The 21,507-nt window shown below is 42.1% G+C and carries 15 protein-coding genes and 4 pseudogenes; 5 read left to right on the plus strand and 14 right to left on the minus strand.

The genetic code is table 11. The features are described 5' to 3' along the window. Window positions 1–3: 3 nt before the first annotated feature. From PTQ21_RS21700 to PTQ21_RS21715, 4 genes and pseudogenes are all read right to left on the minus strand, one after another. A complete protein-coding gene (locus PTQ21_RS21700; protein WP_063563784.1) occupies window positions 4–405 on the minus strand; it encodes a DUF3888 domain-containing protein in 402 nt (133 codons plus the stop codon). A gap of 504 nt (window positions 406–909) precedes the next feature. Then, window positions 910–1,332, minus strand: a pseudogene (locus PTQ21_RS21705) (IS30 family transposase); the annotation flags it as partial. Between the two features lie 218 nt (window positions 1,333–1,550). After that, the gene (locus PTQ21_RS21710) at window positions 1,551–2,195 is read right to left on the minus strand and encodes an SDR family oxidoreductase (RefSeq protein ID WP_063563783.1); all 645 of its coding nucleotides are present in this window, start codon (window positions 2,193–2,195) and stop codon (window positions 1,551–1,553) included. Window positions 2,196–2,343: 148 nt separating this feature from the next. Then, window positions 2,344–3,477, minus strand: a complete 1,134-nt coding sequence (locus PTQ21_RS21715; RefSeq protein WP_274567099.1) for an NADH-dependent flavin oxidoreductase — start codon at window positions 3,475–3,477, stop codon at window positions 2,344–2,346. Between the two features lie 224 nt (window positions 3,478–3,701). On the opposite strand from PTQ21_RS21715, the gene PTQ21_RS21720 reads away from it, so the two are divergent. Continuing rightward, window positions 3,702–4,184, plus strand: coding sequence for a MerR family transcriptional regulator (locus PTQ21_RS21720; protein WP_072732985.1), 483 nt, complete (start codon window positions 3,702–3,704; stop codon window positions 4,182–4,184). Window positions 4,185–4,662: 478 nt separating this feature from the next. On the opposite strand, the gene PTQ21_RS21725 is transcribed toward PTQ21_RS21720, so the two are convergent. The 4 genes from PTQ21_RS21725 to PTQ21_RS21740 all read right to left on the minus strand — a co-directional run bounded on the left by PTQ21_RS21725 (window position 4,663) and on the right by PTQ21_RS21740 (window position 12,599). Further along, window positions 4,663–5,796 carry a stalk domain-containing protein gene (locus tag PTQ21_RS21725; protein ID WP_274567100.1) on the minus strand — a complete coding sequence of 378 codons (1,134 nt, stop codon included), beginning with the start codon at window positions 5,794–5,796 and terminating at the stop codon, window positions 4,663–4,665. Window positions 5,797–6,334: 538 nt separating this feature from the next. Continuing rightward, complete coding sequence (locus PTQ21_RS21730) at window positions 6,335–6,802, minus strand: S-layer homology domain-containing protein (protein ID WP_090806599.1); 468 nt, start codon at window positions 6,800–6,802, stop codon at window positions 6,335–6,337. 198 nt (window positions 6,803–7,000) lie between these two features. Continuing rightward, entirely contained in the window at window positions 7,001–11,341 is a 4,341-nt protein-coding gene (locus tag PTQ21_RS21735; protein WP_274567101.1) for an AAA family ATPase, read from the minus strand. A 1,039-nt stretch (window positions 11,342–12,380) separates the two neighbouring features. Next, entirely contained in the window at window positions 12,381–12,599 is a 219-nt protein-coding gene (locus PTQ21_RS21740; protein ID WP_274570595.1) for an SbtR family transcriptional regulator, read from the minus strand. Between PTQ21_RS21740 and PTQ21_RS21745 the strand changes: the two are divergent. Then, a pseudogene (locus PTQ21_RS21745) lies at window positions 12,589–13,128 on the plus strand (alpha/beta hydrolase family protein); the annotation flags it as partial. The gene PTQ21_RS21740 and the pseudogene PTQ21_RS21745 overlap by 11 nt on opposite strands. A 415-nt stretch (window positions 13,129–13,543) precedes the next feature. Here PTQ21_RS21745 and PTQ21_RS21750 read toward each other — a convergent pair. The 3 genes and pseudogenes from PTQ21_RS21750 to PTQ21_RS21760 all read right to left on the minus strand — a co-directional run bounded on the left by PTQ21_RS21750 (window position 13,544) and on the right by PTQ21_RS21760 (window position 16,910). Beyond that, a complete protein-coding gene (locus PTQ21_RS21750) occupies window positions 13,544–13,741 on the minus strand; it encodes a hypothetical protein (RefSeq protein ID WP_063567440.1) in 198 nt (65 codons plus the stop codon). A 980-nt stretch (window positions 13,742–14,721) separates the two neighbouring features. Continuing rightward, window positions 14,722–15,682 (minus strand): annotated as a pseudogene (locus PTQ21_RS21755) (L-threonine 3-dehydrogenase). A gap of 37 nt (window positions 15,683–15,719) precedes the next feature. Next, window positions 15,720–16,910, minus strand: coding sequence for a glycine C-acetyltransferase (locus PTQ21_RS21760; RefSeq protein WP_064637899.1), 1,191 nt, complete (start codon window positions 16,908–16,910; stop codon window positions 15,720–15,722). A gap of 483 nt (window positions 16,911–17,393) precedes the next feature. Here PTQ21_RS21760 and PTQ21_RS21765 point away from each other — a divergent pair, with 483 nt between their 5' ends. After that, on the plus strand, window positions 17,394–17,585 hold the full coding sequence (locus PTQ21_RS21765; RefSeq protein WP_231952748.1) for a response regulator: 192 nt from the start codon (window positions 17,394–17,396) through the stop codon (window positions 17,583–17,585). A gap of 461 nt (window positions 17,586–18,046) precedes the next feature. Further along, window positions 18,047–18,247: a hypothetical protein gene (locus PTQ21_RS21770; RefSeq protein ID WP_024630061.1), complete on the plus strand. Its 201-nt coding sequence runs from the start codon at window positions 18,047–18,049 to the stop codon at window positions 18,245–18,247. Between the two features lie 356 nt (window positions 18,248–18,603). On the opposite strand, the gene PTQ21_RS21775 is transcribed toward PTQ21_RS21770, so the two are convergent. Continuing rightward, window positions 18,604–18,987, minus strand: a complete 384-nt coding sequence (locus tag PTQ21_RS21775; protein WP_274567103.1) for a DUF2750 domain-containing protein — start codon at window positions 18,985–18,987, stop codon at window positions 18,604–18,606. 525 nt (window positions 18,988–19,512) lie between these two features. On the opposite strand from PTQ21_RS21775, the pseudogene PTQ21_RS21780 reads away from it, so the two are divergent. After that, a pseudogene (locus PTQ21_RS21780) lies at window positions 19,513–19,653 on the plus strand (transposase); the annotation flags it as partial. Window positions 19,654–19,699: 46 nt separating this feature from the next. On the opposite strand, the gene PTQ21_RS21785 reads toward PTQ21_RS21780, so the two are convergent. Further along, window positions 19,700–20,281 carry a TetR/AcrR family transcriptional regulator gene (locus tag PTQ21_RS21785; protein ID WP_090950356.1) on the minus strand — a complete coding sequence of 194 codons (582 nt, stop codon included), beginning with the start codon at window positions 20,279–20,281 and terminating at the stop codon, window positions 19,700–19,702. A gap of 92 nt (window positions 20,282–20,373) precedes the next feature. Then, window positions 20,374–21,384: a fumarylacetoacetate hydrolase family protein gene (locus PTQ21_RS21790; protein ID WP_090950358.1), complete on the minus strand. Its 1,011-nt coding sequence runs from the start codon at window positions 21,382–21,384 to the stop codon at window positions 20,374–20,376. Window positions 21,385–21,507: the final 123 nt, after the last annotated feature.

Below are 21,507 nucleotides of genomic sequence, written 5' to 3' on the forward strand. Positions count from 1 at the left end.
GGTTTAACGAGTTTTAATAATTTCTTGCCAGTTAGGAGGCAAGTCATAATCCCTAATGTGCTTATACTCAAGAACCACTATTAATCCGGAGTTATCCATACTAAACCTCATCGAGTCGAGTCCAACATCCAAATGAGGTCCAACGTACGGGATTGTTTTAACCTGAACTTCAATATGTGAAGGATGATATTTAACGTCTACATCAGTTCCATCCAAAAAAGGCGTAAACGAAGGTGATACAGTTAATTTATTTTTGTAATAGTGGTTAATCTGTTCCTGTATTTTTGGAGCTAACAAAGTAAGTACAAGCCGTTTCAATTGTTCATCGTTTGGCTTTGCACAAACGGGCTGGATTGCCATCAAGAAAATGATGACTGTTAGCAATGATCCGATAAAACTTTTCATTTCTAAAACCCTCATCTTCAGCATTTTTAAGGGTAGTTTTCACTAAATAAAGCGAATTTATAATGCTACCCTGCCCGTTAGTTGAACAAAGGCAGCCGATCACGTTGATCATCTGCTTTGTTGGTTTTATTGAGCTATCGTTTCCCGTTATTTTAATGAAAAAATAGCCTCTCACTTGAACGAATTCATTACGTCACATTATGTTTTTATCATTCAAATATTCAATTAAGGCACTTAAATCATACTTAGGCAGCTCTAATATGAATGATAGTCCGATAAAACAAAAAAAGCCGCTAAAAAAATAGCGACTTTCAACGGAATATGTTATTTCCCCTAGAGAATTATCAAAATACACTAGTCACGATAATATGGTTCCATAACTCCTTTATTGTTTTGCTCTCAATTTTGGATTTTGATATTAACTGTTCTACAGAGTCATATCTAAGTTGAACTTCTTCATTTTGTTTAACGCAATACCATCCATCTTCATTATAACTGATTAAGAACAGCGGTATATAGACGCGTTTTGCGTTCAATCAACGTCGCTACGCAGCCCTTACTTTTCCCACGACCCGATAATACGACGGTATCCAGTTCCCAGTGCCCAAACGTTTCACGGGAACGGACTTCTTTCGGACGATCTGAAATGGTTCTGCCAATGGCGAATTTACCGCGAGTTTCTGCGGGTTTCTGACGCTTCCCTTTGTGACGGAGAACCTGTAATGTGCCTTGAACCAGGCGTCCTGCGTAGATCCAGCGATAGATGGTTTTAAAGGAGACCGCAGGTAGGCGATCGGCGAGGAAACGTTCTGTGATTTGTTCTGGAGACCACGTTGCTGCCAGTTTTTCCTCTAGTAGAGCAGCCAAGGCGTCTGACCATTTACCGGGAGATACCGAAGCCTTACGACGTTCCTGATAAGCATTCTGGTGGATTCTCCTTGTGTGAATGTGGTGTAGGAACCTTCATTCTACACGAATCCGGCCATGGGCCCTTTTTTATTTATTTCCAGTAGGTGTCGCACTTCATATTACAATCCGTTCTGCATATAGAAACCCATCGTTTTGAATAAAATTGTTCAAAACGATGGGTTTCTTTTGTTTTTTAAAAATTGTTTTTATTAAAAAGTTTGTTCTGGAGTCACCATTTAAATTTCTGGTTCAAAGGCAAGTCTATCGCCCTCCGTATTTGGTTTGTTCACCCCCAAATTGCGACGAACTTCCAATTCAGGTGATTCCGCTAACTTAACAACTAACGCCGCAACACTCTTACGTGAAACTTCTGTCCCTTTAAATGGCTCATTCTTTTGAGTAATCTCATAGTCAATTTCATCATAATCCGTGAGCCAGGCAGCCCTTAACACTGTATAGTCAAGGTCTGAAGCCTCAATAATATCAACTGACTTTCGGTATGGGCCTAAATATTGACCGATTGTCCGCTTATTCCATTCACCAAACTCCCCTGGGATTTCCTCATAAATTCCAAGCGAAGTGATAAAAATTAAGCGTTTCACTCCTGTCGCACCCATTGCTTCAACAATATTTTTGGCTTGTTCTTCTAAGTCTCCATTTAGATTAGCATACACGACATCCTGTCCAACCATTGCTTTTTTTAATGCCTCAAAATCTAGAACATCACCTTCAATTACTCGTACACGATCGGAATCAAGGTGGTTTAATCTGCTAGAGTTACGCAAATAAAGTGAAAGTTGGACATCAGTTTCGTTTAGAAATAATTCAATTGCATAACGTGCAATTTGACCGCTTGCTCCTAAAATCAATACATTACTCAAATTCAAAACTTCCTTTCATATCTTTTATAAAAATTATAAATAAGGTAGTAATTCTACAGCCACATTATTAGTTACAGACTTAATGAATCACTTCAATTGAGTCATTGACTCAAAAACATCTTGCTTTAAAAATAAACTTTAGCTAATTTTATTCTTCGATCATAAACCATGGTCCAGAAGCTTGGATGACACCCCAAAGTTTTTCCGGAAGCTCAAGCTCACTAACCTTGGAAGCCTTTATAGTAGTTTGAATTTCGGACTCTTGTCCACTTTGAACTTTTTCAACCCAGTCTGGTTCTGTAATTAACGCGTGTCCGATCACTGCTAGGTTAAGCCCTTTATCTAATCCTTTTGCAACATCATCCGGCGTTACCATAGAACCCGCAGCCAGTACGGGAACCCGGCTATTTACATGTTCAACGATCAACTCTAGATACATTTTTTTATCTTGGCTATCGACTGGCTTTGAAGAAAGAGCATCAGCTAGTGAAGCATGTACATAATCAACACCCGCTTCAATCAGTCGGTCAATCAATACATAAGAGTCCTTCATTCTTAAACCGCCTTCTTGATGTTCGTCAGGAGAGATTCGGTAGCCCAAAATAAATGGTTCTGTAGCATGGTTTTCGATGACGTTTTTCATTTCCTTAATCACGGCTAGTGAGAAACGTAGGCGGTTTTCAATTGATCCTCCCCATTGATCCTCACGTCTGTTGAAGAAAGGAGAGAAAAAGTTTTGAAGCAAAAATCCGTGCGCACCATGGATTTCAACGCCATCAAACCCTGCTTCAATGGCTCTTCTTGTTGTTTCTCCAAACGCATGAATCACTTCCAATATTTCATCGTGCGAAAGTTCTCTTGGCATAACGGAAGGAGCAAATCCAGTTGCTTCCGTCTCTACTGCGCTGGAACTAACCACATCCCCATTTGGTGTAAGATCCGGCAGTGCTTTGTTGCCTGCGTGGAAAATTTGAAGTACCACAGGGGCTCCACCGCTTTTCGCTGCATCCGCCAATTTACGTAAACTTGGGATGAATCTATCGTCATATGCTGCAAATTCATTTGTAAAACCTATTCCATTAGGTTGGACATGCGTACATCCTGTTATGACTAGACCCACGCTTTTTACTCTTCTTTTGTAATATTTCACTTCATCATCTGAGATGGTGTAATCATCATTACTTGCCCAAGTAGTCATAGGCGCCATTACAACTCGATTTCTAAGGGTAATTCCATTTTTGAATGTGAAGGATGCAAACAAATTTTTATAATTTGTATTCATTTTCAAACCTCTTTCTAATTTTTTATAAGCTTTATTAATAGTTGTCTGAACTTAAAGCGTTTATTCTTATTCCAAATTTATCACCAAAAAAACATCTATGTTTCTTGTTTGATAACTGCGAAACGAAGAAGGTAATTTCCAGTTGATGGGCGTTCACAACATTGGTAGAATAAAATCATAAAGTATTCGAGTAACTCGAAGTCAATAGCATGGAGGTGCGAAATTTGAGTCAGACATTACATGAACCAAAATATACGGTAAAAGATGTATCTGAAATAACTGGACTTACAAAACATACGATCCGTTATTATGATGACCAACAATTGATACCTTTCGTTTCAAGAGACGGCAGAAATAATCGTTTATTTTCTGACCATGATCTGGATTGGTTACGAATGGTGCACTCCTTTCGTATTTCAGGATTGCCAATTTCAGAAGTCAAACATTACATTGCTATGTGTTTGCAAGGTGATAAGACGATTCCTGAAAGGGCTGAGCTTGTTGCAAAACAAGAAAAACAACTAGAATCGAAGATCTATGAGTACAACCTTCAATTAAAACACATCAAAGAGAAGAAGGCTTACTACAACAGTGTCTTATCTGGTCAATTGAACGATACCTGGAATCCTGTTAACAGTAACCCAGAATGCGGAGAAAAATATGATATTCCAGAACATATCAAATCAGCATCAAAAGTTCATGTTTGACCTTAAATGTGAGTCTAAGGCTTCGTGTGCACACGAAGTCATTTTTTTTTATTTGATTGATGGGTATTGTACTAACCTGCCCGTTAGTTTAATGAATTGAAGGGCAAGATGCCGATTAGATACACGCCTAATCGGCAATAGGAACATGTTCTTGTCCATTCCGGCAATCGGTACAAGTTCTTGTCCTCAGTAAGGGACAAGAACTTGTACCGATAAATTAAAAAAGCCGCTAAAATAGCGACTTCAATGGGACCATGTTCTTGTCCCTCGACATCTTTTCAGATTAACGGCTTTCAAAAATTCAATTTTTTCACAAATCGATAAGGTCAGTTGCTCTTTCTCAATTTATTAACATTTGGCGCATCCCATCCAACTAGCAAATGGCCATTGTAACACCTTATAAGTTTATTGATCTCTCTATACCTGTTAGAGGTATTCCTATTACCAAAGGTTCAACTGCACCTCATGTAACCTTGTATTAGGATAGCCGATGAATCGACCATACTATATCCGTACTGAATCCAATGGGTAGACCATCAGCTTCGTAATATAACTCGACTTGATCACCTGCCTGCAGCTCTACATCACCGGTTAACGTCACCGTCGCACTACCTAGTACAGTTCTCATTGTTAAAATTAACGCTATATTAACGTCAAGGAAAGGCATATAATCTTTTATTAAATCAATATTGCCATTCTTCTTTACAGTAAAAACCGGATCAATGCCTCTTCCTATGCTTACACTGATTGGCGCGTCAATCTTATAATTAACAGTTGCATGTATGGAATATCTACCAGTGTCCGGTGCCGTAAATATCCCTGTAGCAGGATTAAATGTAGGGCTTCCATAATATGGAGACGCCTCGTTCCAATTCGAAAATAGCGTGCTACTATTGATTGAGTATGTCGTACCGGTAACAGAAAATCCTTCCGAGGTAAAAGAAGTCCCCGCTGGGCCTGGATCTCCCTGCGGTCCCGCCAGACCTGCTGGACCTTGTGCTCCTGCTGGCCCTGGATTTCCTTGCGGTCCCATGTGGCCTTGTGGTCCTGCTGGCCCCGAAGCTCCTTGTGCTCCAACTGGTCCAGTCGCTCCGGTTTCGCCTTTATCTCCCTTGGCTACATCGCCTATAGAATTCTGCGATTCTTCGACAACCGATTGCAAAGTACTAATGATTATGGATTTATGGGTGGGATTCCATACTACTTTTGCTCCGAATAGTTCCGCAATAAAACGTACTGGTACCATAACCCGGTTCTGAATGATCTTAGCAGGTTGATCGAGTACCACCTTCTCCTCTACATCACCGATTTTAACGCTGGCAGTCGGGTTTCTAATAATTAGAACACCCAATGCATCTCCTTTAAAAACCGTTATGGTTTGTGTAGAACTATTCCAGTTAAGAGACACACCGAGCGATTCTTCAAGGACCCTTAAAGGAATAAGTGTGGTTCCTTTATGGACAACGGGTTTAACGTCACTCTGGACTACACTATCATTAACAATAATAGAGATCTCATCTATTTGGCCAACTGGAGCCGCCTGAGCAGCAGAAACCACAAACAACGTCATTACAAGCACAAATACAATAGATAATTTCAATCTTCTTATCACTTAACTTTCCCCCATATTAATGAATTTTTATCCCTTAATCCCGGTTGCGATCATCTGCAGAATTCGAGCCCTGCGATTTCAACTAAAGCTCCAAACAACGGATAGAACGTTCCTCATTATCTTCGAGCAACAAAAGAATCCTATCATTCCCCACGTAGACATTGTAGACAAAATTATAGAAGTTGTAGTCATACGAAAGTAGTACGCTGCCCTGAAAAAACGATCGTTCGGGTATACGCCGTATATAGGGTTTGAATAAATTCAAAATTATGAGACTCACTACTCAGACTTAGATATACAACTAATAGGCAATCGGATAAAACAAGTGACTCATTCAATCGGGCTTACTGCTACTTCCTATGCAGATCCATTTACCGTTGCCCGACAGATGGCTTCTCTAGATAAAATTAGTAAAGGACGTGCATGATGGAATGCCATCACTTCGAATCCGGGAGGATTAGCAAATTATAGCCGCATCCATCTTTCAAAAGCAGATTTGTATCCTATGAAAAAAGAGTTTACAGAGATTGTTGAAGGCCTATGGAATTTCTATGAGGATGATTGAAATGTGGCTTTTATATCGCCACCTAACTTCCATCATAATGCTGTTTAGATAACTACCTAATCCGAAATGACACAATGTTCTTGTCCTTTTCGGCAAAGGAACCAAGATCTTGTCCTCAACTTTGGACAAGATCTTGGTTCCATAAAACAAAGAAGCCGCTATGATAGCGACTTTGAATGGAACAATGTTCTTGTCCCGCGACACTGCCTCACGTACTGGTTCAATCTCAAAAGCACGCATCAATAGTAGAGCCATGTGCTGGCGCTTGATGCTTTCATTGGGATGAAAAGAACCGTCTGGATATCCTGTAATCATCCCTTGACTTGCTAATTCCTCAAACATTTCTTTTGCCCAATGTCCTGAAATATCGTCAAAAGTTACAACGGGTAGTTCAGATTGTGGCTTAAGATGACCTCCTATCACTTGACTCCATCTAGACATTATAGTCTCATCACAGGATATTTAAGTCCTACTAAAGTAGTACACCATAAAAGTTTGATACATAAATTAATCGGACCCATTTTTGTGCATTTCTAAGACTTCTTCCTTTCTACAATATGGAATGACCAAAGAACTCGAGTTGTCGTCTGTTTGAAAACAAACAAAGAAACGGCCCTTTCAGGCTCGCTTCCTTGTTTGTCACTCTATTAATTTCAACTCTCTAGCACGTACGACAGCTTGTCCCCGCCGTTTTACACCCAACTTGCCGTATATTCTAGAACTATGTGTCTTGACCGTCGTCTCTGCTATACCAAAGAGATTAGCAATCTCCCTGTTCGACAAGCCTTTTGCAATCGCTTTAATAATTTCCGTTTCTCGTTCAGTCAGCGGTTCAGTCAGCCCCGGTTGTATGAGACAAGGCACCACGGACAAAGCGTTACTGTCAAAAGCCTTCGGGAATGTTGTATCCGCAGTTTCGTCTTCCAGCATCTTGAGATAAATGATCCGTGTCGCAATAAGCTCCATCATCTGAACATCCCTCTTTGTAAACACACCCGACATCTGTCGATTTTCCAAGTATAGTAGATAGGAAGCTTGTTTTCCCGGAACATCGATTGACATGCACAGAATCGACCTCTGTTTTTTTGCTGCAATATAAGCATCCCTCACCCAAAAACTCTGAAGCGCGTCATGCAGAATTAGCGGTTGCGCCGTCATCGCTGTATGACGTAAGACGCTCTCCGCATACAGGTCGGCTTCTTTTTCCTTATCAGTCCAGTAAGAAGAGTTAGCTTCAATAATGAACTCATTATTTTGACGCTTCAACAACAGACCACGCTCTGCTCCGGTTTGTCTTAGAGCCGTTTTTAAGAGATTTAACCTCCAGTCTGCCTTACTCGTCTGTGCTAACCCATTGATGATTCGTTGTAAAAGCTCGAATTGCTCTTCGCTCTTCGAGCCTTCACCTATCTTGGGGCCGTTCTGCCAAGCTACCTCTGTGATGGTTTGAGTCATATGTGCTCGCTCCTGTAATACTGGACCCTCATAACGTTTGTAAACCGGGTCCAGCAATTCAGCGTGTCTGCTTCTAATTTGAGTTACTTTGGAGGTGATTCCCCATTCGGCGTATGCCGCACAAGCATCCATCATCGTAATTGCCGCTCCGGATCGGCTAAGCAGATCATCTTGATAACATACAGCAAGCCGTTCGCAAGCAATGGCTTCGAGCAATACGTATTTTTCTGTTCTCGCTCGCTTAATTGCAGCCGTATATTGATTCATGGCGCCAAACGAATTCCCTGCAATTCGTTCACTTTCTGCTTTGATTAGCAAATATGCGGAGGACTTACTGTCTAGAAATCCTCGCCAACTCTTCATCAATCGCAATTGCGCGCGTATGGTCTTCCGAATCCGCTTACGATCCTCCCTATTCGTCTCAAAATAAAATCCAGCTAATGCCAAACTCTCGTAAACACGTTGTTTACGAACTCGCATCCAATCCAAATGAAATTCGTTTACCCTTCCTCGTTGCGACCAATACAGCGCTTCCCTGTACCTGCCCGACAGCAACGCCACCTCAAGCCGACAACCGCAACTATAGTTGTCTTCGCCCCGGTGATCCAACTCACTGTCAGTCGACACCAGTGGAATAGAAACAAAACTGTCGATCAAAGAATCGTCTTGCAGCACTGCTGTGTAACTACTCGTCAGCAGCATCATTTCCAGTATCTTGTCGTCGGCAATCTGTCGCATGTTCTCCTCAAAGTATCGGAGCAATTCATTTATGACATATGCATTCCCATGATTACCCATAACACAAAAAATTAAGGCAGAATTAGCAAAGTCATGATCGCCTGCTTCCATCCCTTGACGCATCGCATTGAACAAGACAACAGAAGATTCCAAAGGACTGTCCATTTGCTTGATCATTCCGCTCAGAAAAGTAAAAACATGCTTTTTCCTCAATGTAGAGGTGTTCGCAATTTGCAGAAACACCCCCTCAGCAATCGAAGTCGCTCGAGCAAAGCTCGGAAATGTCCTTTGCACAATCAGCTCATATCCTCCGATCATTGATGCTAACGACTCATTCACCCCTTTATGCAACCCATAACGAATAAATGGGGCATACAATTCCAGTAGCGATCGTGCATCGTGTGTAAGTAATGGAAGAAACAACAGCTCCATTAAATGGCATAATTCCTCATAATCCTCGTCAAGTGGGTTGGACAGCAGAAGGTGCTTCTCCCGTTTTCGATGTAAGAGGACCGCGGTCGAGGCCATTTCCTTGGCGATAGACAACAGGGAACTCTTCTTCCCAAGCTTCCAGCCGTACGAGCCTAGCGCCTCCATTCCAAATTGAACCGCAGTCTCATTGTCCACGAATGCATGAAATTGTATCAAAGGTGCCCAGATTTTGAGTCGCTCCGATCGGCTCAGTCGATCGCTGCTTTGGTTCAAGTCCACCAACAGTTCTTTCGCCCGTGCGCTATTGCCACCCATATACTCCGTCCAAGCTAATACCAACTGCAACTCGACATCGAGTATACCTGGTACTTCCGCCTTGCATATTGCCAGCAGATGAAGCCCATTTTCTGCATAATACTTCCCTTTTGCATAGCGCGCCGCTGCCAACGCCTCTTGTCCCGCTTGAAGATTGTACTCAATCAATTGCTTCGTTTCTTGGTCTGATAATGACGAAGCTGCCAAGTTCAGATGATCAATCGCTGTTCTTGACAGGTCATCGTGTGACTCCTGAGTGCGATCCAGTAGGAACCGTCCAATTACCCGGTGTCGGTGGATATTGCGTCCTGAATCGAAAGCATATACCATTCGGTGAATGAATTCATGGGCAAACACATAGATCAAATCCTGTTCATCTTCTTGCTCTGCTTCGTCTTCCCGATAAATAAACCCTTCAGCTTCCGCCTCTTGAAGATTAAGGAATACCATATCCACTGATATGCCGCACACTTCGGCCAAGAGTGTTAACTGAAATACCGGACCAATTGCGGCAGCCATAGCCAAGAACTCCTTACGATCTTCCTTGAGCTTGGAGAAGCCTACCTCCAGCAAACGCAGATGTTCTTTCGATCTGCTTAGTTGCCGGGTTATTTCAGAGTCCCATACCCACTGACGTCGTCTTTCATCAAAACGTAGTCTGTTCTCCTTTATCCATCCCTCCAGCAAGAGACGAACCGAGCCAGGATTACCACCTGTCTGATCGTGGACAGACCGCGCCAGAAGTTGAATGCGACCGGATTTCTCATATAGAGCATCAGAGATCAGCTGCCTCACATCCTCATAAGCCAGCGGTGGCAGAGTCACTTGTTCCTCTGGATTGGCACGGCATCTATAGGTTAACCAAGCCAGCAAATCCTCTTGATCAAAATTCGCTACATCCCCCGTGGAAGTGATCAACTCCTCCGTACGATAAGCCCCTATTAGGAATAACCCATGCGCTTTTTGTGATAATGCAAGTTCACGAATTACCTCTTGTGTACCATTGTCGACCCACTGCAGATTGTCCATAAATAAAACAAACGGTGGCTTGCATTCAGCCATACAACAGATCAAGTCGGGCAGAAGTTCTTCAAACCGTTCCCAGACCTTCGCATCGTCCGAGATATGTGCTACCTTCGCATCGTTGTCGAACAACAGCTTGGCCTCAGGCCAGCAGGATACGATTACCTGCATTTCTGGACCGAAACCGGCTTGTAGTTTGGCTTTCAGACGTGTAATGATTTCAATCGGCTCACTCCACAGTTGATAGACCCATTCCCGCATTCCCTGAAGGATCGGCCCACATCGAATATTTTTTTGGGAAAGTTCCACTTTCATAGCGATCATCCGGCCACCATGTCGAACGACGTTTTGTTCGATTCTATGGACAAGCGCCGTTTTACCCGTTCCTTCTTTGCCTATCACCCAACGAAAGGCATTCATTCCTTGAAAAGCCTGCTCCAGCCCAGCCTCCATTTGCACCACTTCGGCACTACGTCCATACCACGATTCGGATAGGGAAAGCGTACGGATTTTATCTAAACGTCCCACTTCCAATGGCTTAAACGCTCCATCGTTATCCATCATCATATTCTGATACAATTTCAGATCTTCAAGCACCCCATATATACTCTGATAACGCTCCACCTGTGATTTGGCAAGTAATTTCATCAGTATAGCTTGCAGTGTTTCGTCTAAACTCGGTCGAATATCGGATAAAGATTGAGGTACCTTGCGGGTATGTACGGTACTCCAGTCTTCATCATTGTCAGCATGAAAAGGCAAATGTCCGGTTAACAACTCATAGAGAATAACCCCTAATGCGTAAAGATCACTGCGTTCATTCGGCACCAGATTGAATCGTGCAAATTGCTCGGGAGAACGATAAGCTGCATGACTTTCCGTATGCCAGGATACTTGAGCTGTTTTCCCCTCCCACTGTACGCTGATATGGTCAGGGCTAAGGTATCCAATTATCCTATTCCGCTCGTGTTCACGATGCACCATTTCTGCAAGTATAATAGACAGTTCAATGAACACCGTCAACTCTAAAGGGGACTGCGTTATGTACTCTCTTAAAATCTTAATAATGATGCACACCTATCTGAGTTATATTTGCGTTTCGTGAAAAGGATATTTTTGAATTTAATAATAATTTCGGCTGGATGAGATCGATTTATAAACCTAAAATAATCTTAATCCATGATGCATTTAGAGTCTAGCCACCGATATATATGCTATATATTTGCGAATGGCAAATGGTGGAATAAATAACCGCAAATATAAGTCGTTTTTTTCCTCTACGCATATATGCAGAAATAGAGATGAGCTGCGGCTTAAGAATAGCTGTCTCTATAAATTAAATCATCTTGTACAGAATGAAAAAATAAAGAGCACCTGATTAGGTGCTCTCTAGTAACCACTATTGCGTTGCAAGTAAATCCTCTACATTGACGTTGGAAGCGGCTTGAATATCGCCATACGTCCAGAACCATTCGGCAACGTCGTTCCACTTAATGGTACTTCCCTCAATTGGCTCGCGACCTAGAAGCTTATTTAGAATAACAACGGCCTCTGCTCTTGTTAAAGGTGAATTAGGATCTTACGCTTATTTATCCTGATCCGTCCTACAGTGCAGGTGTAAAGATAAGAAGTCTTACTTAATTACGCCTCAAATCTCGGTAATCGGTACAATTTTTTGTCCAGCTTTGTATCGGAGACATTAAAGATGCTGAGCTCCTTCATTCGCTAATGTGGAGGCACAAAAAAGAACTACTTTATTCACAAAAATGACTGTGCCGAAACTAGCCAATAACACTCATCTAATTTAGCTATTATCTATGGTAATCTGCTTTTATCACGCGCGTTGATTTCCATCATCTAACTGTTTAAATAGTCATCTAATCCGAAATGACACAATGTTCTTGTCCTGCGACATTTTACTACATACCGAAGCTTTCAAGATCCCCATCACAGAGCCCACTAGTAAACTTTTCAACCAAAGTTATATTTAGCATAGTTTTACTAGTGCGTCTCTGATCAAACCATCGCAGTAAAAAAGAAGGATTCTGTCGAAGTGTTAACGTTTTGCACGGTAACGCAATCCATCTACAAGAAGAGAAACAATATTTTTCGCATGCGCTATATCACCGTTGTCTACTCCCGTACAGAGACTTGCTACCGCCCACAACAATTCATCTGGTGTAATATTGGCACGTACTTCATCTGCAGCTGTTGCTGTTTCAATCAAAGTCTTCAGAGCTGGACTTAATTCCTCTACAAAACAAAGTGGACGCACTGATCGAAGCCGAATAGCAGCAGCTGGACATTCCTTCGGTGGCCAAACGGCGGGCAATCTCTTGGGATTGCGAGTCCTCGACCCAGAAACTAAGAAGGACGTGGACCTGTTTGACTCGCGCATCAAAGCGGGCGTGCTGTTTGCCACCGCTGGACAAGGTGGCGACAGCCTGACGACGTTCGCGGCCGAGAATATGCCGCACTTGAACGTGAGCTTCACGCACATGATCACACCCACACTTGTGATCGTCGGGGACCAGGACTATACCCCGCAAAAGTATCAGTTGACCGTCCGCGGCCCGGAATGGATGTCCGACCCCTACTTCTTAAGCCCAGGGGCCGAGAGCCTGCTCACCCTATTCGGTGCAGAACACTCACTTGGCGGAATCCCGGGTTATGAAGTTACGGAAACAACAGATGAAAATCCAGAACATGTCGCCTTAATTCAGCTGGTCTCATGGGCTTATCTTTGTCATGCGCTTTGCTCCTTTACCCACCTCTCACTGGTAAAGGAACTTTTACGTCTATAATCAAAGGACAATTTACAGTGAGGGAGGTATGAAATCATTTCTTTCTGAATCCCATATGTGCAGCAAAATTTGATCCATATATGATCAAGTTGGTGTTGGCCGCAATAATCGTTATATTGCGTCCTACAAGACTTACAAAATCAAGATAATCATCTAATAGGTAATCGGAATATGTTCTTGTCCATTTCGGCAATCGGTACAAGTTCACGTCCTCGGCTCGGGACACGAACTTGTACCGATCACATAAAAAAGCCGCTAAAATAGCGACTTCAATGGGACCATGTTTTAGTCCCTCGACAACAAAGACTGAATTTTTTTAAAGTTCCCTACTTTCATGCAATTATGCCCTTTAGTCTTTATTTAACTGAGCAGAGTTAGAACTTGATCTGTTGGTCCCCTTTCTTGCAGTACAATTTTATTTATTATCCTCAAATTTATGTGGCTCTTTAACAAAACTTTTTAAAATAAATCCACACGTTATACAAATTACATGAGTAACATCTGATCCTAATGTTAGCATCTTTTTCATAGGATATACCCTAGCTTCGCCGTGCGACTTGCCCTCCCCTAATTTTGTTCCTCCACATTCAGGACAACATTCTTCGTTTCTCATCTCGAACCTCCTTCAATGAAATTAATCTTATCATTGCTTCTATATAGACCATATGTAACTTTCTATTATCAACGTAAAGCCTATTTTTTTGTAAAAGGCTATTAGATCAACGTGTGAAATCGTATCATCTGAAACTATACCATCAGTAATATGAGTCACACCTTCTTTAATACCGATTTCAATTAGACTGTCACGAAACAAAGGAACTACCTTGAAAAATGTGCTACAACCCAACGGATCGCTACTATTTCTATAGGCGTCAGTTAGTACTCCTGCAAGGTTATCCCCTTCCTTCTTCAAAATAGAAAATTAACTTATAGCAGCTTGCTAAGCGGTAATAAGGCATGATGCATATGTCCTGCCATATGGTATTGGTATTTACGAACTTCTAAACGAAGATACTTCAGTCGTATAAGAGACACCCGTTAATTCCCAGAATTCTTGCCCATCTAGTTGATAACCAATATAACATGGATCTCCAAGTTGTATCTTAGTTACATTTTCTGACGGAATTACTACGTAAGAATTATCTTTTGTTTCTTTCGAAAACGAATCCATTATATGCACACTCCTTGTTTGATTAATGAAACTATCATTTTATTCTTTTATTAATGTGGCTGAAAGGGTTCTTTTTTTTATTGTTTGGTAACTTTGTGTCATTGTACATCTGCATTATATCTATAAATGAATTAACAGACAAAATAACGATTAGATAAACGCCTATCGCAATGAGAACATGTTCTTGTCCCGCGACATAAACAGCTCCCTTTCTTTCACTTCTGTGTTTTATTTTGCATACCTCGGTCCGTCCTGTTGCAAACTTTATGCCGTGTTCTTTATCTGATAAGCCACAGACACAGAAATGTCTGGGCTGGAGGATGAAAAAAGAAGCTGCAACAAAAGGTCCGAGTAACGCCAAACCTCTTGATGCAGCTTCTTTTGTATTTCAACTCGCTTTGCACAGCGAATTCATAATCACTTTAAGCCTTGCGAAGCATTTGTCTCTCGCTTAGCTGTGAAAGCATATCCTTCGTCATGGCCTTCAGGTCGTAGCGGGGATGAAATCCCCATTCTGTTTTCGCTGCCGTCGCATCAATGGAATGCGGCCAGCTATCGGCAATCGCCTGTCTCTTCGGATCAACGTCATAATCGAGGATAAAGCCGGGAAACTCATCCCGAATCGCTGCAGCGATCGCCTCCGGATCCACGCTCATTGCGGTGACATTAAATGAATTTCGGTGCATTAACCGGGAAGAATCCGCTTCCATCAATTCGATGATAGCGTTCAGGGCATCCGGCATATACATCATGTCCATGTTTGTGTCCTTGGCGATATAAGATGTATACCGGCCAGCCGTCACGGCTGCGTAATAAATTTCCACGGCGTAATCCGTCGTTCCTCCGCCGGGAGGCGTCATATAAGATATCAAACCCGGGAATCGCAGCCCCCTAGTATCCAGGCCGTATTTGTGAAAATAATAATCACAAAGTAGTTCGCCGGACACTTTGTTCACGCCGTACATCGTATTTGGGCCTCTGGATCGTATCCTGCGGGGTATTGACTTTCGGAGTCGAAGGACCAAAAGATCCAATGGAGCTTGGAGTGAAAAATTGACAGCCGAGCTCCCTGGATACTTCAAGTGCATTCATCAATCCGCCCATATTCAAATTCCAGGCAAGCAGCGGTTTCTCCTCTGCGGTAGCCGACAGCAGCGCAGCCAAATGGATGACGGTATCCACTTCGTACCGCTTGGCGATTTCGAACATCGCCTTATCATTCGTCACGTCCAGCAGCTCGAATGGCCCGGATCGGGTAATTTCGTGGGCAGATGACTTGAGATCCGTAGCAACGACGTGATCCGCACCATAAATTTCACGTAATTTAACAACTAACTCAGAACCGATTTGGCCCAGTGCTCCGGTCACCAAAATCTTGTTCATAAGACATTCCTCCCGAAATATACTCCCGCGAATGCAGCTAAATCAGCTTCATTTCCTTGCCAACTTTCTCATAAACAGAGATCACCTGGTCGAGCATCTCCTTGGTATGGGCAGCTGTCGGCATGTTGCGTATTCTTCCGGTTCCTTTCGGAACCGTCGGAAACACGATTGCCTTGGCGTAAACGCCTTCTTCATAGAGCCGTTTGCTGAACTGTTGGGTGGTTACTTCATCGCCAATGATACAAGGTGTGATCGGCGTTTCGCTTTGGCCTACATCATATCCAAACCGGCTCAAGCCGTTTTTCAAATCATTGCCGTTCTCCCACAGCTTCTCGATCAGCTCTTTGTCATTCATCAAAATGTCGACAGAAGCGCTGCAAGCAGCGATTGCAGCCGGAGGTAGCGATGTCGAGAACAGAAACGGACGGCTTCTCAGCTTCAACCATTCAATCAGTTGCTTTTTACCCGCCACATAACCGCCGACAACGCCGATCGCCTTGGAAAGAGTACCAATTTGAAAGTCAATGCGGTCGGACAATCCAAAATGCTTCACGGTTCCCGCACCCGCTCCGAGAACGCCCGAACCGTGGGCATCATCCACATAAGTAATCAGATCGAATTCTTCAGCTATTTTCACGATTTCGGGCAGCTTTGCTATATCACCATCCATGGAGAAAACCCCATCCGTGATGACCATAATTTTATGGTACTGACCGGATTCCTTGGCCTCTTTCGCCTTTTGTCTTAAATCATTCATATCCGAGTGCTTAAAGCGAATCACCTTGGCTCTCGACAGGCGGCAGCCATCAATAATTGAAGCGTGGTTCAGCTCATCGGATAAAATCGCATCATGCTGGTCCATTACCGCGGATATAGCAGCCATATTGCAGTTAAATCCCGATTGATACACGATAACAGCTTCCGTTTTTTTGAAACGGGCCAGTTTTTCTTCAAGCTCAATATGAAGATCCATCGTACCATTAATTGTTCTCACAGCCCCTGCGCCTGCCCCGTATGTCTGCGACGCCTTAACTGAAGCATCAATCAGGCGGTAATCTGTTGCCAGTCCCAAATAGTTATTGGAAGACAAATTGATTAGGGACTTTCCGTCGATACGAATAACAGGACCATTTGCACCCTGCAGCGTATCGATGACGTTATATAGACCTTTAGTCTTTAGATCTTCGATGTTCGAACTTAAAAATTGGTCCAAGGCTTGACTTGACATCCCATTCCCTCCTCGATATACGTATGTCCTCGTACAGGAGACATAAGAATCCTCCAAAAAAACCTGTTTTAAAAGGGATTAAACTAATTTCAATGTATCATCTTTTTTATTTATTGTACACATGTGGCGGACAAAAAATAAAAATATCCGCACAAAAATATAGCGCGTTCTAAATAAGATCCTCCACCACTACTTAGACATTTATCTAATCAGAAATCGGATCATGTTCTTGTCCATTACGGTAATCGGTATAAGATCTTGTCCCTCGACACGCAATAAACTTTTTCATTTTCTTCTTTCATCGTAGGTATTAGGCCAAAATGATTTTATACTATTTATATACTAGCCAGCTTTCATGTTAAACTATCCTGCCCGTTAGTTTAACTTCGCCCTCGATTTGCGCATCTACTTTATTTCTCATTCTAAATATGGAATGGCAAACTCCGACCTGATGTTATCCTGATGGACCTGTACATGCTAATAATGGACGGCATTGAAGCCAGTCGCTTCATATCGGAAGCGTATCCGGATACACGAATCATCATTTTGACCAGTTTTTCCGACCGCAGTCATATTGTACCGGCCCTTCAGGCAGGGGTTATAGGGAGGGGGAGTCTTAAGAGGCGTTCCAAACGCAGCATGATGATCCTTGTTTGCGACTTTAGTAATAAATAAAACGACCGTTCCCCGGTAAAATCTGAGAAACGGTCGCAGCTTAAATAATTTTGAATAAAAATTTATATCTTGGCCACGTAATATATTTAATCTCAGTAACACCATAATTTCATTAGAATATCTCAAAATATCGTTTTTTTGCTTAACAAGAAAAGATTTCACTATTTAAAGATTTCAAGTGGATTTGATTTTAATAACAGCTCATACTTTTTCTGTAATCCCCACAACTTCATTTAACCAAAGGATCTTTTCCATATCGCTCATTATCTTTAATCACTCAAAAGAGATCACCACTCTCACTTAGATTTTCATTAAATCGGAAAGATAAATAACCTTAGCACTGTAGTTCTTTTTAGGACTCTTGACAACTTTCTTCCAGCCCCACTCATTTACATACCCTAACTCTTTAATTTTCTGGGCAGTCTCTTTAAATGGTATAATATCCCTTGTGAGGTGATTTGATGAACAAGATTTTAGCGATCTCGATTTTGGGAATGGGTTTAACAGGTGCTGTTTTAATCATCTCAATTGCTCTGTTGTTTAACCCTCCAATAGGAAATGTGTTGAAGATGGTTACTGCTGCTTCAACATTATCTTTTATTATATTTGCTGTTTCGGCTTTGGTATTTCGTCGGCGATTAGATAATGAAAAAAGAGAGTAATATATTTATACTTCCTCGATTTAGGACGAATGATTCCCAGTAGCAATCCTAACAATGTTTCTACTCAAGAAAAAAAGCATCTCCTTCAGGAGATGCCTTTTTTCTGCTTATCTTCAGAAAATAATGAAATATATCTCCTCCAACATGCATTCTCCCCTACAAGCACCCATGCCAGAAAATAGAATCTTCTGTTTTAAGATATATAGAGTTTGTTTCTATTGAGCTGTGTCCGGCTCTAACCTCAAATATCTTACTAATGTCCTTGATCATCTCATCAATCTGATCGATTCGCCTAACATTCTCCGATTCATTTTCTTCAAGCTCTCTGGAACGTTTCACGTTAGCGTAACGATGGATCAATACTTTTCGAGTTCCTTCTCTAAATCATTTAGTAGCACTTGAATCTCAAGAACTGCAGAATCATCTCTGTTCCAAAAGATCGACAGCTTATGCTGATCCTCCACCATATTGGGAAACCAGTCACTAATGAACTCGTCTAATGAGATACAATGTGCTTTATAATTTAACCATTCTTCATAAGCACAGTACTCTGCAAACTCTTTCCTAGGCCAGAATGAAATAAGCAATCTCTCTTTATCATCTGAAGACATTGCCCAACCGTCATCATACAACCCCCAAATTTCTTCTGAATCAGTAACCTTCTTTATAGAATATTCATATCGAATATTCGCAGGGAGTTTAATAACAGCTTCAAACTCTTTCGAGGTTATCGAATTCATTTGCGGCCTCCTTGTTAGAACTTTAAATTAAATATACCACGCTAACCTGCCCGTTAGCTTAATGAATTAGCAGGCAGAGATCGAATAGATATACTTCTAATCGGCAATCGGATCATGTTCTTGTACATTACGGTAATCGGTACAAGTTCTTTCCAAGTTCCCTACCCTCCTCCTGTTTTATTGGAAATTCTATATTAATATGATGCAAAATATCTGACAGAGCATTGCCTAATCTGTACTGATTAATAGACTCATTATTTGAAAGAATGAAGATACATGTATCTTCATCAAAGTAATACTGAACATAAGTGCTTATCCCAAGGTGATCTCCTCCATGGGAGTACCGATCGAAATTCATCTCCGAAATTATAAATAAACAACCTCATTTATGTTGCTCTTTAGAAAAATCCATCATCAAATAAGAATAACTAAAAGAGTCCGCCTAATAATTAGGTGGACTCTTACTCCTATTTCCCGTATAACTTTTGGGAAGTGATTCTTTTTTGAGTAACTACTGATAAATACAGACTGGTTATTGAGTATAAAAATGCTGAGATGAAGAGGCTCCACGGTATGGCAACAGCCAAGTACCGAGGTCTATTTCGTATGCGAATACAGACATACCTCACAGCATTTGTTGTGAATGTGAAACGAATGGTAAAGCTAGTCGAGCAAAAGCAGTCTTTGGCATATTTGAATAAATCAACAAAGCTTATGACTGAGACAAAATTCCTTTTACAAACAATGAGACACTGTGCTTGTAGAAATCTTCCTCGGTGACGAGTTGGGACTGATATTGCCCGTGAATCAGCTCGCTCATCTGAAATCCGTAGCACATCGAGAGAAAAGACATGGCGGCAAGGCGCTCATCCTGTCTGGCTATAACTTTTTTCTTCTGCAGGCGTTCAAAATATTCAACCAGCAAGGAGTGCAGCTTCACCGGTGGATCGGCCAGCACTCTGTCCAATTCGGGAAACATTCCTTTGTCGCGGATGCCAATCAAAATGATGTCTGCATTTTTATGGAAAAACAATCGGTACTGCTGACTTACATTCAGCAGATCGACTTCCGGATTATCGGTCGCGTCCTCTTTTAACAGCTTCTCAAATTGCGGAATATCCGAATGTCTTTCAATGATGGCTTCCAATATGCCTTGCTTGCTTCCAAATTGCCGGAAAATCGTAGATTCATTGACTTTAGCTTCCGTTGCAATGGCTTTGGTGCTTACTCCCCGATAGCCATTCTTTTTGATGAGCCGTGTCGCGGCTTCAATGATTTTGTCTGAAGTTTGCATTGTATTTCTCCTTTTGCATATGTTAAACCTATTCTACTACAAGTTTTGTATATACAGCAGGGTAGGGGTCCATCATTTTCATAAACATTTATTTAAGGTAAATCGCTTCTTTTTTCCCAGCGGCTTGGTTCCGTAATCTTGACATGATCAGGCACCAATTGCGTGAGCGTGCCTAATTTATCAAATGTAATCTGGATTCGGTCAGAGGGCAACAGCCATTCTTCGGTCTCGATTGCGCAGCAATCCGGTATCGTCCCCATTCCTATAATCGTGCCCGGGAGTGGCGTGAAAACTTTGAGAACCTCCTCCATCACTTTTCCAGGGTGTGCAGAATACTCGGATGTGCTTCCCTTCCAGTGCAGTCTCTCCCCGATACGTACATCCACATCCAATGCCAGCGGGTTGTCGATTTCATCCGGCGTTACCAGAAATGGTCCGATTCCTTTGCTGCGATCGAAATCTTTGCAGCGCGTCGGTCCGGTCATCGCCTGGAAATCCGGCCACTGCACATCGCGGACAGTACTGTCGTTAAAAATAACATAACCTGCAATGCAGTTCCCCTTCCCTGTAACAAAAGCCAGCTCCGGCTCGATATCCAGGTAGGAAGAGTACGAAGGCCAATGAATCGTATCCCCATCGCCAATTAATGCATTATGGTTACACTTATAATAACTGAAAGTTACTTTATTCAGATCTTGCTGGAATTTTTCAGCAATTTTACGTGTAAGCTCTTCTCTTTCCGGCCCTGTATATTCTCTTCGCAGCAGATTTACGCCAGCATTTCTCAGATGTCTTGGCGTCAGCCCGAAATCGATAAGCGCAGCCGGATTTGGAACTGGCGGTAGCAGGGTTACCGCTGCAATCGGGCTGATTTCATTTTCATTGAATTGATGCACCTGTTCGATAGCATATTGCATCATTTCCTTAGCGGCATCATCACTTGCCGGCAAATAATGAAGATAGCTGTCCATACTTTCAAGACTGTCAACGAATGTTCCCTGATTTTTCATGATTGCGGCAAAAGACACGACAAATTTCTCGTTTATTACAAGCCCAAACAACGGTTCCTGGGATGTATTGGTTTGAAAGGTTACTAGTTTCATGGTTAAGCGCCTCCATCCATGCAGTGTGATGTTGTTCTGATACTATCATATCGTACAGTATAATTGCATGCAAGTACTTGCTTGCATTCCTGTTTTCCCTTCTCTATAATAAAGCCATAGTCA

This window comes from Paenibacillus marchantiae (assembly GCF_028771845.1).
GTDB lineage: Bacteria > Bacillota > Bacilli > Paenibacillales > Paenibacillaceae > Paenibacillus > Paenibacillus marchantiae.

Coding starts and splice junctions, on each gene's coding strand:
- PTQ21_RS21765 (WP_231952748.1), top strand. CDS start 17,394: ATGGACGGCATTGAAGCCAGTCGCTTCATATCGGAAGCGTATCCGGAT.
- PTQ21_RS21790 (WP_090950358.1), bottom strand. CDS start 21,384: ATGAAACTAGTAACCTTTCAAACCAATACATCCCAGGAACCGTTGTTT.
- PTQ21_RS21715 (WP_274567099.1), bottom strand. CDS start 3,477: ATGAATACAAATTATAAAAATTTGTTTGCATCCTTCACATTCAAAAAT.
- PTQ21_RS21750 (WP_063567440.1), bottom strand. CDS start 13,741: ATGAGAAACGAAGAATGTTGTCCTGAATGTGGAGGAACAAAATTAGGG.
- PTQ21_RS21760 (WP_064637899.1), bottom strand. CDS start 16,910: ATGTCAAGTCAAGCCTTGGACCAATTTTTAAGTTCGAACATCGAAGAT.
- PTQ21_RS21700 (WP_063563784.1), bottom strand. CDS start 405: ATGAAAAGTTTTATCGGATCATTGCTAACAGTCATCATTTTCTTGATG.
- PTQ21_RS21770 (WP_024630061.1), top strand. CDS start 18,047: ATGAACAAGATTTTAGCGATCTCGATTTTGGGAATGGGTTTAACAGGT.
- PTQ21_RS21775 (WP_274567103.1), bottom strand. CDS start 18,987: ATGAATTCGATAACCTCGAAAGAGTTTGAAGCTGTTATTAAACTCCCT.
- PTQ21_RS21785 (WP_090950356.1), bottom strand. CDS start 20,281: ATGCAAACTTCAGACAAAATCATTGAAGCCGCGACACGGCTCATCAAA.
- PTQ21_RS21730 (WP_090806599.1), bottom strand. CDS start 6,802: ATGTCTAGATGGAGTCAAGTGATAGGAGGTCATCTTAAGCCACAATCT.